Origin of the sequence: Phenylobacterium sp., assembly GCF_020402505.1 — a bacterium.
In the GTDB taxonomy this organism is placed as follows: domain Bacteria; phylum Pseudomonadota; class Alphaproteobacteria; order Caulobacterales; family Caulobacteraceae; genus Phenylobacterium.
Window position 1 is genome coordinate 1 of the sequence record NZ_JADBZL010000014.1, and the last position, 12713, is coordinate 12713.

Sequence of the window (12713 nt, forward strand, 5' to 3'; positions counted from 1 at the left end):
CGATCAGGAGGCCCGCCTCCACCAGGTCGGCCGGGCGGGCGCCCTTGGTCACGAGATAGTCCTTCAGGCTGGTGCGCGAGGCCGGAGCGAAGCCGAGGCGGAACCGCTCCCAGTCCGACGCCGGCAGTCCCCGGCGCTCCAGATAGGCCCGCGCCGCCGCGCCGGGCGGGCCATTCAGCATGCGGCTGAACCACTGGGCCGCCAGCTCGGTCCAGTCGGTCAGGCCCTGGCGCTTCTTCTCCTGCTCGGCAGCCCGGGGGTCGGGGGCCGGCAGGGCCAGACCCGCCTCCGCCGCCAGCCGCTCCACCGCCTCCACGAAGGACAGACGCTCGCTCTCCTGCAGGAAGGCGATCAGGTCCCCGGTCTTGCCGGACGAGAAGTCGAAGAACTGGCCCTTCTCGTCATTCACGTAGAAGGACGGCGTCTTCTCCTTGGTGAAGGGTGACAGGCCGACGAACTCGCGGCCGCGCTTCTGCAGCTTCACGGTCCGGCCAATGACGTCCGAGGGCCGGAGGCGTGACTTGATCTCGTCGAGGAAGGCTTCGTCGAACCGCACGGGGGAAGGATAGACCGGCGCCGTTCCCTCGCCCAGCCCCGGGGACCGAACGCCTCTCCGGCGATAGCTCCCAATTTCCGCCCGCCGGGGGAGATGTGGACCGCGCAGCGGGTCGGAGGGGGTCTGCGGAGGGGCCGTTGCGCCCCCTCACCGGGCTTCGCCCGGAGCTCCCCCGCAGGGGAGCAATTTGCTCAGCAATTCCTCCACCTCTTGAGGGGGAGGTGGACCGCGCAGCGGGCCGGAGGGGGTCTGCTGAGGCGCCGTCCTAGCCCAGCCCCGCCACCCAGGCGGGCAGGTCCCGGAGGGTCGCCAGCTCGGCGAAGCGCGGGTGGCCGACCGGCGGTTCGGCGTGCTCGTGCGCCCAGGTCATGGGGTAGGGCACGTGAGCAGCGTAGGACCCCGCCTCAAGCGCCGGCAGGATGTCCGACCGCAGCGAGTTGCCGCACATGACCGCCCGCCCGGGCCCGGAGCCGTGACGCTCGAAGACCCGGGCGTAGGTGGAGGCGGTCTTCTCGCTGACGATCTCCACAGCGACGAAGAGGTCGCCAAGACCCGAAGCCGCCAGCTTCTGCTCCTGATGGAGAAGATCTCCCTTGGTGACGAGCACCAGCCTGTAGTCCTGCGACAGGGCGGCGAGGGCGGCCTCCACCCCAGGCAGGGGTTCCACCGGCTCGTTCAGCATCTCGCGCCCGGCGGCCAGGATTTCGCGCACCACCGAGGCCGGCGCCTCGCCATGGGTCAGCTCCATCGCCGTCTCGATCATCGACAGGGTGAAGCCCTTCACGCCATAGCCGTAGAGCCTCAGATTCCGGGCCTCGACCTCCGCCAGACGGGTCATCAGGTCCTCGGGGTCGGCCTTGTCCGACAGGAGATCGCAGAACCGGTCCTGGGTCAGCCGGAACAGGGTCTCGTTGTGCCAGAGGGTGTCGTCGGCATCGAGACCGACCGTGGTGATGCGCTTCATGGGGCCCGCTACTCGCCGAAGCCCTCGCCGGGCTCCCGGGGCGACATGCAGATGAGCCGGGAATCCGCGACGCCTGCCGTCCGGTGGGCCACCAGGACCCGGTATTCCGGATCCCGGACCATGGCGATGAAGGCCTGGGCGTCCGGGTACTGGGCGATGAAGGCGATGTCCCAGGCCTCGGACTGCGGGCCGGTCACCGTCACCTCGGGCTTGCCGACCCAGACCTGCCGCCCGCCGACCCGGGCGAAGATGTGCGCCGTGGTCCGGCCATAGGCGCGATAGGCGTCCAGGCCCGACAGGCCCCGGCCATGGTCGGCGTGCCCCTCGGGATAGGCGGCGCGGTCGCGCAGCCGGATCAGGTTCAGCATGTGGATGGGCGCGCCCGCCGGCAGGCCCTTGAAGATCGCCCAGGCCTCGCGGTCGGGATCGATGAAGGCGGTCTCGGGCATCGGGCTCTCCCAGGTCGGACGCGGAAGGGGTCGCGGCCGGCGCGCCGCATTGACCGGCCCGCCGCGAGTCATTACCAGACCCGGAACGGCCGGAGGGCGGGCAGGATGCATCCTCGCCCGCCTTTTTGCGAGCCCTCAACCCCTGCCCCTGGAGCGGCCTGCCATGAGCGAACTCCTCCCCGGCGTCACGGGCGTCCTGGTCCTGGCGGACGGAACCGTCCTGCAGGGGGTCGGCTGCGGCGCCGTCGGCGCGGCGGTGGGCGAGGTCTGCTTCAACACCGCCATGACGGGATATCAGGAAATCCTGACCGACCCGTCCTACATGGCCCAGATCGTATCCTTCACCTTCCCCCACGTGGGCAATGTCGGGGTCAACGCCGAAGACGTCGAGCAGGTGACCGGGGACTCCGCCACCGCGGCCCGGGGCGCCCTCTTCCGTGACGCCCCGACGCCGCCCGCCAACTGGCGCGCCGAGGGCGACCTGGGCGCCTGGATGGCCCGGCGGGGCGTCATCGGCCTGTCGGGCGTCGATACCCGGGCCCTGACTCGGCGGATCCGCGAGCAGGGCATGCCTCACGCCGTGATCGCCCATGATCCTGAGGGCAGGTTCGACCTGCCCGCCCTTCGTCGTCAGGCGGTCGAATGGGCCGGGATCGTCGGGCTGGACCTGGCGAAGGACGCCACCTGCCGGCAGGCCTTCACCTGGGAGGAAGGCCTCTATGACTGGCCCGCCGGCTACGCCCGCCCCGCCCAGGATCGCTATCACGTTGTGGTCGTGGACTTCGGGGTGAAGCGGAACATCCTGCGGGCGCTGGCCTCCTGCGGCGCCCGGGTAACGGTGGTACCGGCCTCGACCTCCGCCGAGGACATCCTCGCCCGCCGTCCGGACGGCGTTCTGCTCTCCAACGGACCGGGGGATCCCGCCGCCACCGGCCTCTACGCCGTGCCCGAGATCCGCAAGCTGGTGGAAGCCGGGATTCCCCTGTTCGGCATCTGCCTCGGTCATCAGATGCTGGCCCTGGCCCTCGGCGCGCGCACGGAAAAGATGGAGCAGGGCCACCACGGGGCGAACCACCCTGTGAAGGACCTGACCACCGGCAAGGTCGAAATCGTCTCCATGAACCACGGCTTCACGGTCAGCCGCGAAAGCCTGCCCGAGGGCGTGGAGGAGACCCACATCTCCCTCTTCGACGGCACCAACGCCGGAATCGCCCTGACCGGGCGGCCGGTGTTTTCGGTCCAGCATCACCCCGAGGCGTCGCCCGGGCCGACGGACTCTCTCTACCTTTTCCAGCGCTTCGCCGACCTCATGGAGGCTGCCCGCGCCTAGCCGGCTTCCGGGTCGCTTGCCACAAGGGTGGACTTCCGTCATACTGCAGCGTCAAATCTCGTAGGTTCGGCTGCTTTTTCGACGCTTCTTCTGACGCAGCGGGCCTGCTACCGACCTCCTTCGATTTTTGATCCCGTGCGCCCCAACTCCGGGGGTGCGGGCCTGTATATCCAAGGACGATCGATCAATATGGCTACCGGCACCGTGAAGTGGTTCAACGGAACCAAGGGCTACGGCTTCATCCAACCCGACGAGGGCGGCCCCGACGTGTTCGTGCACATCTCCGCCGTTGAACGTGCGGGCCTCCGCTCTCTCAACGAAGGGCAGAAGGTCACCTACGAGCTCGAGCGCGACAAGCGCAGCGGCAAGATGTCTGCGGGCAACCTGTCCGTCTGACCTCACCCCGCAAGGGAAGCTTCTGGACGGGCCGGCGGCGACGCCGGCCCGTTTTTCTGTGGGCGAAAGCCGGGGCTCCCTGCACCGCCGGGATCGATGCTTGCGCCTGTCCGAGTCCCCCTCTAAACGGGCGCCTTAGCCTTCAATCCGGCCGGGACGCAGCGCGCAGGCGCGCGCGCTGGCCCTGCGCGCGAGTGTTCCCATGCCCAAACGCACCGACATCTCCTCGATCCTGATCATCGGCGCCGGGCCCATCGTCATCGGCCAGGCCTGCGAGTTCGACTATTCCGGCGTGCAGGCGTGCAAGGCGCTGCGGGCCGAGGGCTACCGGATCATCCTGGTCAACTCCAACCCCGCCACCATCATGACCGACCCGGACGTGGCGGACGCGACCTATGTCGAGCCGATCACGCCGGAAATGGTCGAGAAGATCATCGCCGCCGAGCGTCCCGACGCCCTCCTGCCGACCATGGGCGGCCAGACCGCCCTGAACACCGCCCTGGCCCTCGAAAGCCGCGGCGTCCTGGCCCGCTATGGAGTGGAGATGATCGGCGCCCGGGCCGAGGTGATCGACAAGGCCGAGGACCGCCAGAAGTTCCGGGACGCCATGGACAAGCTCGGCCTGGAAAGCCCCAAGTCCAAGGCCGCCCACACCCTCGAGGAGGCCATGGAGGGGCTGGCCTTCGTCGGCCTGCCGGCCATCGTCCGGCCCTCCTTCACCCTGGCGGGAACCGGAGGCGGCATCGCCTACAATGTCGAGGAGTTCCGCGAGATCGTCGAGCGGGGCCTGGACCTGTCGCCCACCACCGAGGTGCTGATCGAGGAAAGCGTCCTGGGCTGGAAGGAGTACGAGATGGAGGTCGTCCGCGACAAGGCGGACAACTGCATCATCGTCTGCTCCATCGAGAACATCGACCCGATGGGCGTCCACACCGGCGACTCCATCACCGTGGCGCCGGCCCTGACCCTCACGGACAAGGAATACCAGATCATGCGGTCGGCCTCGATCGCCGTCCTGCGCGAGATCGGGGTCGAGACCGGCGGCTCGAACGTCCAGTTCGCCATCAACCCGAAGGACGGCCGGATGGTCGTCATCGAGATGAACCCGCGGGTCTCCCGGTCCTCAGCCCTGGCGTCGAAGGCCACCGGCTTCCCCATCGCCAAGGTCGCCGCCCGGCTGGCCGTCGGCTACACCCTCGACGAGCTGATGAACGACATCACCGGGGCGACCCCGGCCTCCTTCGAGCCGTCCATCGACTATGTTGTCACGAAGATTCCGCGCTTCGCTTTTGAAAAATATCCAGGTTCCGAGCCTTACCTCACCACGTCGATGAAGTCGGTGGGCGAGGTCATGGCCATTGGGCGGACCTTCAAGGAAAGCCTCCAGAAGGCCCTGCGCGGCCTGGAGACGGGCCTGACCGGGCTGGATGAGGTGGAGATCGAGGGCGCCGCCGACCCGGAGACGGGCAAGGCCGCCGTGATCCGGGCCCTCGGCGTCCCGACCCCGGACCGGCTTCGGGTCATTGCCCAGGCCTTCCGCCACGGCCTCAACGTCGATGAGGTGCATGGCGCGTGCGCCTACGAGCCCTGGGTTCTGCGGCAGATCCAGGACCTGGTGCGCCAGGAAGGCCTGGTGCGCGCCGGCGGCCTGCCCACCGACGCCCACGCCTTCCGAGCCCTCAAGGCCCAGGGCTTCTCCGACGCCCGGCTGGCCCGCCTGAGCCGCCAGACCGAGGCCGCCGTTCGCGCCGCCCGCCGGGCCCTGGGAGTCCGCCCCGTCTTCAAGCGCATCGACACCTGCGCCGGCGAGTTCCGGGCCGACACCCCTTACATGTACTCGACCTACGAGACCGGCGCCCTGGGGCAGGCCCCGGAGTGCGAGAGCGATCCCTCCGATCACCGCAAGGCGATCATCCTTGGCGGCGGCCCCAACCGCATCGGCCAGGGGATCGAGTTCGACTACTGCTGCTGTCACGCCGCCTTCGCCCTGGCCGACATCGGGGTGGAGTCGATCATGGTCAACTGCAACCCCGAGACCGTCTCCACCGACTACGACACCTCGGACCGGCTCTATTTCGAACCCCTCACCGCCGAGGACGTGCTGGAGCTGATCGCCGTCGAGCAGTCCCGCGGGACCCTCCTGGGCGTCATCGTCCAGTTCGGCGGCCAGACGCCGCTCAAGCTGGCCCAGGCCCTGGAGGAGGCGGGCATCCCCATCCTCGGCACCAGCCCGGACGCCATCGACCTGGCCGAGGACCGCGAGCGCTTCCAGCAGCTGCTGCATCGCCTCGACATCGCCCAGCCGGTCAACGCCATCGCCCGCTCCCGCGAGGAGGCCTTCGCCGCCGCCCACAAGGTGGGCTACCCGGTCGTCATCCGTCCCTCCTACGTCCTCGGAGGTCGGGCCATGGAGATCGTCCGCGACGACGAGCAGCTTGAGCGCTACATCACCACCGCCGTCCAGGTGTCCGGCGACAGCCCGGTGCTGATCGACCAGTACCTGTCGCGGGCCACCGAGGTGGACGTGGACGCCCTCTGCGACGGCGAGACGGTCTTCGTGGCCGGCGTCATGGAGCACATCGAGGAGGCCGGGGTGCACTCGGGCGACTCCGCCTGCTCCCTGCCCCCCTTCTCCCTGCGCCCCGAGACCATCGCCGAGCTCAAGCGCCAGACCGAGGCCATGGCCTTCGCCCTGGGGGTCAAGGGCCTGATGAACGTCCAGTTCGCCATCGAGGAGCCGCACTCCGAGGCGCCCCGGATCTTCGTGCTGGAGGTCAACCCGCGCGCGAGCCGCACGGTGCCCTTCGTCGCCAAGACCATCGGCCGGCCGCTCGCGGCCATCGCGGCCAAGGTGATGGCGGGCGATCTCCTCGCGGGCTTCGGCCTGGCCGAGACCCCCTACGACCACGTGGCGGTCAAGGAAGCCGTCTTCCCCTTCGCCCGCTTCGCCGGGGTGGACACCGTCCTCGGGCCGGAGATGCGCTCCACCGGCGAGGTCATGGGCCTGGACTGGCGCCGCGAGGGCGAGGGCCCCGGTCCCGCCTTCGCCCGGGCCTTCGCCAAGAGCCAGCTGGGCGGCGGGACCGTGCTGCCGGCCTCCGGCGCGGTCTTCGTCTCAGTGAAGGACGCCGACAAGCCCTGGATCGTCGAGCCGGTCCGCCTGCTGCTGGATCGCGGCTTCAGGGTGCTCGCCACCGGCGGGACCGCGAGCTACCTGGCCGACCAGGGTCTGACCGTGGAGCACGTGCGCAAGGTCCTTGAAGGCCGACCCCATATTGTCGACGCCATGAAGAACGGCGAGGTCCAGCTGGTCTTCAACACCACCGAGGGCAAGCAGTCTCTGGCCGACAGCTACGAGATCCGCCGGACCGCCCTGATGATGAAGATCCCCTACTTCACCACCTCGGCGGGAGCCCTGGCGGCGGCCCAGGCCATCACCGCCATGGCCCACGGCCCCCTCGACGTCCGCCCCCTCCAGGGCTACGCCGCCTGACGCCCAAGCCTCGGCCCCTCTGACGGCGCCGCGAGCCCTTCACCAACCCCCTCCGACCCGCTGCGCGGGCCACCTCCCCCTCAGGAGGTGGAGGAATTGCGGCGCCATTGCTCCCCTGCGGGGGAGCTCCGGGCGAAGCGGGGTGAGGGGGCCTGCTGAGGCGGTCTTGCCCCCCTCCGACCCGCTGCGCGGGCCACCTCCCCCTCAAGAGGGGGAGGACTTTCAATAGCTTGATTGCTCCCCCGAAGGGGGCTGTCGGCGAATGCCGACTAAGGGGGGTCAACGGCTTCAGGACAGAGTCTTGGCCAGGACGAGGTCGTCGTAGGTGCGGGAGCCCACCTGGAAGGTCCGCACGCCGGCCTGGGTGAAGCCCTGATGGGCGTAGAAGCCGAGGGCCTGGATGTTCTTCGTATAGACGCCGAGGAGCAGGCGGTCGAAGCCATCCGCCCGAGCGGCCGCCTCCGCCGCCGCCATCAGCCGGGCGCCGTCGCCCCCGCCCTGGAAGCGGTGCAGCAGGTAGATGCGCTTCAGTTCCACGTCGCCCGGCCCGGTCGGCAGGGGCAGGTCCGGCGGGCAGGAAAGGGAAAAGCCCACGGGGGCGCGAGTGTCCGCGATCTCCGCCAGCCAGGCCCGCCAGCCGGGCGTCGAGAGCCAGTCGCGGTAGAGCTCAGGCCGGTTCTGGACCTCGCAGTGGACAAGGATGTCCGCCGCCGGCAGGACATCGGCGTAGGACTCCAGGAAGGTCGCCCGGCTGACCAGGGCCAGGGCCTCGGCGTCCTGCGGGGTGCAGGGGCGGATCTTGATCGACATGGACGCCTCCCGGGAGGTCTCTGCACGGCGCCGTCTATGGGCAAGCGCGGCACCGTGCGCTAGGCATGAGAAAATCCCAGGGGTCAAGCGGGAAGGAGACGGACATGGCGGGACGGGTTCAGGGCAAGGTGGCGCTCATCACCGGCGGGGCCAGCGGCATCGGCCTGGGCTGCGCCGAGCGGCTGGCGCAGGAAGGCGCGATCATTGTCATCACCGACATCCAGGACGACAAGGGCCGCAAGGCCGCCGAGGCCCTGCGCGCGACCGGCGCCAAGGCTGACTACCTGCACCACGACGTGACGAGCGAGGAAGCCTGGATCGAGGTCGTCGGCCAGGTGAAGGCCCTGCATGGCCGCCTGGACATCCTGGTCAACAACGCCGGCATCGGCCTGTCCGGCCTGGTGACCGAATTCTCTCTGGCCGACTTCAAGCGCCAAATGGCCATCAACGTGGACGGCGTCTTCCTGGGCATGAAGCATTCCCTGCCCCTGATGCGCGAGCACCAGTCGGGCTCGATCATCAACATCTCCTCGGTGGCCGGGCTGAAAGGCTCGCCGAACATGAGCGGCTACTGCGCCACCAAGGGCGCCGTGCGGCTGATGACCAAGTCGGTGGCCATGGAATGCGCCAACGCCAGGGACGGGATCCGGGTCAACTCCATGCATCCGGGCATCATCGAGACCCCGATCTGGGACACCATCATCGGCACCGGCGAGCCCGGCGACAACGCCCGGCCGCAGCGGGACCTGGCCCTGGACGCCCTGACCGAAACCGCCGTGCCCCTGGGCGTGAAGGGTCTTCCCCTCGACATCGCCAATGGCGTGCTCTGGCTGGCCTCGGACGAGAGCCGTTACGTCACCGGCGCCGAGATGGTCATCGACGGCGGGCTGACCGTCCGATGAGCGCCGCAGCCCCGATCCTGCACGTCATCTTCGGCCCCTCGGGCGCGGGAAAGTCGACCTACGCCGGCGCCCTCGCCCGGCGGGAGCGGGCCGTGGCCTTCTCCATCGACGACTGGATGGCCCGGCTCTTCGCCCAGGACATTCCCCAGCAGCCGGACTTCCACTGGCTGATGGAGCGCATCGAGCGGTGCGAGGCCCAGATCTGGTCGACGGCGGCGGCGGTCATGGCGGCGGGGACCCCGGTGGTCCTTGACCTCGGCCTCCTGCGGCGATCCGACCGGGCGCGGGTGACGGAGATCGCCCGGCTTTGCGAGCTGCCGGCCCGGTTCCATTACCTGACGGCGCCGAAGGAGGTCAGGCGGGGTCGGGTCATGTCGCGCAACCAGATCCAGGGCGAGGGATTCTCCTTTGTCGTCACCCCGGAAATGTTCGACTTCGCCGAGGGGGTCTTCGAGGCGCCGGACGCCGACGAGCTGGCCGGCTGCGAGGTCGTCGAGAGCGCCTGAACCCCGCCGCCGCCATGCTCTCGCCATGGTCGGCGGCCAGCCTTGACCCGCAGGCGTTCGGGCCTGCCTGACGGACCTGACGGATGTTGATCGGCCTCCTGGCCTCCGCAACGGTGAGCCTGCCCCCGCTTCCGGGCCTGCCGGGGGCTGTGGCCCTGCCGGCCCTGCCCCCCATCGAACGGACGCCCCAGGTGGTCTTCGTCGACCGCAACGGCGCGCGCATCGGCGTGCGTGGAGGGCGCTACGGGCCGGCGGTCGACATCCGGGGCCTTCCCGCCCATGTTCCCGCCGCCTTCGTGGCCATCGAGGACCGCCGCTTCTACAGCCATCCCGGTTTCGACGCGGCGGGCATCGCCCGCGCCGCCGCCGCCAACCTGGCCGAGGGGGGCGTCGCCCAGGGCGGGTCCACCATCACCCAGCAGGTCGCCCGCCTCCTCTTCCTCAACCAGGACAAGACCCTGGAGCGGAAGGCCCGGGAGGTCGCCCTCGCCGTTCAGCTGGAGCGGGCCTTCACCAAGCCGCAGATCCTCGGCCTCTACCTGTCGCGCATCAACTTCGGGAAGGGCGCCTGGGGCCTGGAGGCGGCGGCCTGGCGCTATTTCAACAAGCCGGCCTCGCGCCTGACCGTCCGGGAGGCCGCCATGCTGGCCTCCATTCCCAAGTCGCCCACCGGCTACAACCCCGTGGACCAGCCGGCGCGCAACGCCGAGCGGACGAAGCTGGTCCTCGACGCCATGGTCGAGACGGGCGCCCTCTCGGCCAAGGCCCGGACCGCGGCGCTCAAGGAGAGCCCCCGGGTCTGGACCCGGGCGCCGGAGGCCTCGGCCCAGTACTTTGTGGACTGGATGGACGCCCAGGCCCGCCGCCGGGCCGGGCCGGTCCGCCAGGACCTCGTGGTCGAGACCACCCTGGATCTGCCCCTGGAGCGCTCTGCGGAGGAAGCGCTCCGGAGCGGGGTCGCCAGGGGGGCGGCGCAGGGGGTGCAGCAGGGCGCCGTGGTGGTCCTGGACGGGTCCGGCGCCGTACGGGCCCTGGTGGGGGGAACGGACCACCTGACGGCCCCCTACAACCGCGCCACCGACGCCCGCCGCCAGCCGGGATCAGCCTTCAAGCCCTTCGTCTGGCTGACCGCCCTCGAGGCCGGCCGGACCCCGGAGACCCCGGTGGTGGACGAACCCGTCGACATTGGCGGCTGGTCGCCGGCCAACTACGAGCCCGGCTTCCAGGGACCCATGAGCCTGGAGACCGCCCTCGCCCGCTCGATCAACACGGTCGCCGTCCGGCTGGCGGATGAGGTCGGGCGCGACACGGTCGCCGCCACGGCCCGCCGGCTCGGCGTCTCCACCCCCATCCCCACCACGCCGGCCATGGCCCTGGGAACGGGCGTCGTGACGCCCATGGACCTGGCGGAGTCCTACGGCGCCTTCGCCGCCGGGGGCCGGCAGGTCGAGGCCTGGGGCGTCTCGCGGATCCGCACGGCGGGGGGGCGGGTGGTGTGGAGCCGTCCGGCGCCGGCGCCCCCGAAACAGATTGTGGCCAACCCCGCCCTGACCGACCTCAACCGCATGATGCGGCAGGTCGTAGCGTCCGGCACCGGAACCCGGGCGGCCCTTCCCGGCCGGGATGTGGCCGGCAAGACAGGCACCACCTCTGATTACCAGGACGCCTGGTTCGCCGGCTACACAGGCGGGATCGTCGCCGTGGTCTGGATGGGACGGGACGACAACCGGCCCATGAAGGGTGTGACGGGGGGCTCCCTGCCGGCGGAAGTCTGGCGAAGCGTCATGTCGGCCGCCGTGAAGCGCCTGCCTTCCGGGCCCATCCCGGCCGGACCGCCGCCACCCGTCCCCGTCGCCGGGGACGTCCCGCCGCAAGACGGCGCTCCGCCAGGTCCCGCCCCGGCTCAGACACCCTCCGCACCGGTTGTCCCCGCGCCGGGGCCGGAGGGGCCGCAAACAGCGGAACCACAATAAAGTTCAGGTCTTGCTGCATTGCACACTTGAGTTTCGAGCGCTCGGGACCTATCCTTTTCGCCCCACGGACGCGTGCGCCCGCGGTGTCCTTTACGTCCTCAGCGCAGACCCGAGACCACCCGGTTATGGAAAAAGTCCCGATGACCGCCGAGGGCTATCACGCCCTCGACGAAGACCTGAAGCGTCTCAAGACGATCGAGCGACCCTCCGTGATCGCCGCCATCGCCGAAGCCCGCTCGCATGGCGATCTGTCCGAGAACGCCGAATACCACGCCGCCAAAGAGCGGCAGGGCTGGATCGAGGGGCAGATCGCGGACATCGAGGACCGCATGGCGCGCGCCCAGGTGATCGACGTCTCCAAGCTGTCGGGCAGCCAGGTCAAGTTCGGCGCCACCGTCTCTGTCGTGGACGAGGATACCGAGGACAAGGCCCGCTACCAGATTGTCGGCGAGCATGAGGCTGACGTGAAGGCCGGCAAGATCTCCATCACCTCGCCCATCGCCCGGGCCATGATCGGCAAGGAGACCGGGGACGTCGTCGAGGTCAATACGCCCGGCGGCGTGAAGGCCTACGAGATCGTCAAGGTGGAGTGGATCTAGGGCCCGCCGGCTCTTGGCCAACCCCCTCTCCATCTGGGCCGTCTCCGATGACAAGGCCGGAAACGCCGGTCCGGCCCTCGGGCTGGCGGAGGCCGTCGCCCGGCTGACGCCCGCGCAGGTCAGCGTCCGCACCGTCCGTTGGAAGGGCCGCATCGGTCGCCTGCCCTGGTTTCTCAATCCCTTCCCCCTGACCGTCCTCGCCGGTGGAACAGGTATCGGTCCGCCCTGGCCGGACGTCTGGATCGCTGCGGGCCGCGCCACCCTGCCCCTCTCCCTCCATCTCCGGCGCTGGTCGGGCGGGCGCACCCTGGTGGTGCAGATCCAGAATCCCCGCGCGCCGCACGCCGCCTTCGACCTGATCGTCGCGCCCCGCCACGACGAGATCGCCGGCCCGAACGTCCTGTCCATCACCGGCTCGCCGCACCGCATCACCCCTGAGCGCCTTGCGGAGGCCAACGCCCGGTACGCCAGCCTGATCGATCCCCTGCCCCGCCCCCGCGCGGCCCTGCTGGTGGGCGGGCGGTCCAAGGCCCACGACCTCTCAGACGCCCGGGCCCGGACCCTGGCCGCGGACCTTCGCCGGGCCGTACTGGAGTCCGGCGGATCGCTGATGACGACCTTCTCCCGACGGACCCCGGACTCCGCCCGGCGCATCCTGACCGAGGCCCTGGCCGACCTGCCGGGGTTCATCTGGGACGGTGATAGCGAGAACCCCTACTTCGCCATGCTGGCCGC

The 12713-nt window shown here is 70.1% G+C and carries 12 protein-coding genes; 8 read left to right on the plus strand and 4 right to left on the minus strand.

Going from position 1 to position 12713, the window contains the following annotated elements:
* The 3 genes from IM632_RS00870 to IM632_RS00880 form a co-directional block, all read right to left on the minus strand.
* The coding region (locus IM632_RS00870) for a CHC2 zinc finger domain-containing protein (protein WP_296551923.1) at positions 1–556 on the minus strand (556 nt) is incomplete at its 3' end.
* 265 nt (positions 557–821) lie between these two features.
* Entirely contained in the window at positions 822–1520 is a 699-nt protein-coding gene (locus tag IM632_RS00875) for an HAD family hydrolase (protein WP_296482577.1), read from the minus strand.
* Between the two features lie 8 nt (positions 1521–1528).
* Positions 1529–1969 carry a DUF1330 domain-containing protein gene (locus IM632_RS00880; protein WP_296482573.1) on the minus strand — a complete coding sequence of 147 codons (441 nt, stop codon included), beginning with the start codon at positions 1967–1969 and terminating at the stop codon, positions 1529–1531.
* A gap of 163 nt (positions 1970–2132) precedes the next feature.
* Between IM632_RS00880 and carA the strand changes: the two genes are divergently transcribed.
* The 3 genes from carA to carB all read left to right on the plus strand — a co-directional run bounded on the left by carA (position 2133) and on the right by carB (position 7188).
* Complete coding sequence (gene carA, locus IM632_RS00885) at positions 2133–3299, plus strand: glutamine-hydrolyzing carbamoyl-phosphate synthase small subunit (RefSeq protein WP_296482570.1); 1167 nt, start codon at positions 2133–2135, stop codon at positions 3297–3299.
* 189 nt (positions 3300–3488) lie between these two features.
* Positions 3489–3695 (plus strand): cold-shock protein, encoded by a 207-nt coding sequence (locus tag IM632_RS00890; protein WP_296482568.1) that lies wholly within the window; start codon positions 3489–3491, stop codon positions 3693–3695.
* A 202-nt stretch (positions 3696–3897) separates the two neighbouring features.
* Positions 3898–7188, plus strand: a complete 3291-nt coding sequence (carB, locus tag IM632_RS00895) for a carbamoyl-phosphate synthase large subunit (protein ID WP_296551924.1) — start codon at positions 3898–3900, stop codon at positions 7186–7188.
* A gap of 288 nt (positions 7189–7476) precedes the next feature.
* Here carB and IM632_RS00900 read toward each other — a convergent pair whose 3' ends face one another.
* Positions 7477–7998, minus strand: coding sequence for a GNAT family N-acetyltransferase (locus IM632_RS00900; RefSeq protein WP_296482564.1), 522 nt, complete (start codon positions 7996–7998; stop codon positions 7477–7479).
* Between the two features lie 104 nt (positions 7999–8102).
* Between IM632_RS00900 and IM632_RS00905 the strand changes: the two genes are divergently transcribed.
* The 5 genes from IM632_RS00905 to IM632_RS00925 form a co-directional block, all read left to right on the plus strand.
* Positions 8103–8900, plus strand: a complete 798-nt coding sequence (locus IM632_RS00905) for a glucose 1-dehydrogenase (protein WP_293518300.1) — start codon at positions 8103–8105, stop codon at positions 8898–8900.
* Positions 8897–9406: an ATP-binding protein gene (locus IM632_RS00910; RefSeq protein ID WP_296482562.1), complete on the plus strand. Its 510-nt coding sequence runs from the start codon at positions 8897–8899 to the stop codon at positions 9404–9406. Before IM632_RS00905 ends, IM632_RS00910 begins: the two co-directional genes overlap by 4 nt.
* A gap of 83 nt (positions 9407–9489) precedes the next feature.
* Positions 9490–11379 (plus strand): transglycosylase domain-containing protein, encoded by a 1890-nt coding sequence (locus IM632_RS00915; RefSeq protein WP_296482558.1) that lies wholly within the window; start codon positions 9490–9492, stop codon positions 11377–11379.
* Between the two features lie 125 nt (positions 11380–11504).
* Complete coding sequence (gene greA, locus IM632_RS00920) at positions 11505–11978, plus strand: transcription elongation factor GreA (RefSeq protein WP_296482555.1); 474 nt, start codon at positions 11505–11507, stop codon at positions 11976–11978.
* A 13-nt stretch (positions 11979–11991) separates the two neighbouring features.
* Positions 11992–12713 (plus strand): mitochondrial fission ELM1 family protein (locus tag IM632_RS00925; RefSeq protein ID WP_296551925.1); only part of this gene is annotated, 722 nt, incomplete at its 3' end.

Coding starts and splice junctions, on each gene's coding strand:
- IM632_RS00880 (WP_296482573.1), bottom strand. CDS start 1,969: ATGCCCGAGACCGCCTTCATCGATCCCGACCGCGAGGCCTGGGCGATC.
- IM632_RS00905 (WP_293518300.1), top strand. CDS start 8,103: ATGGCGGGACGGGTTCAGGGCAAGGTGGCGCTCATCACCGGCGGGGCC.
- IM632_RS00875 (WP_296482577.1), bottom strand. CDS start 1,520: ATGAAGCGCATCACCACGGTCGGTCTCGATGCCGACGACACCCTCTGG.
- IM632_RS00910 (WP_296482562.1), top strand. CDS start 8,897: ATGAGCGCCGCAGCCCCGATCCTGCACGTCATCTTCGGCCCCTCGGGC.
- carA (WP_296482570.1), top strand. CDS start 2,133: ATGAGCGAACTCCTCCCCGGCGTCACGGGCGTCCTGGTCCTGGCGGAC.
- carB (WP_296551924.1), top strand. CDS start 3,898: ATGCCCAAACGCACCGACATCTCCTCGATCCTGATCATCGGCGCCGGG.
- IM632_RS00915 (WP_296482558.1), top strand. CDS start 9,490: ATGTTGATCGGCCTCCTGGCCTCCGCAACGGTGAGCCTGCCCCCGCTT.
- greA (WP_296482555.1), top strand. CDS start 11,505: ATGGAAAAAGTCCCGATGACCGCCGAGGGCTATCACGCCCTCGACGAA.
- IM632_RS00890 (WP_296482568.1), top strand. CDS start 3,489: ATGGCTACCGGCACCGTGAAGTGGTTCAACGGAACCAAGGGCTACGGC.
- IM632_RS00900 (WP_296482564.1), bottom strand. CDS start 7,998: ATGTCGATCAAGATCCGCCCCTGCACCCCGCAGGACGCCGAGGCCCTG.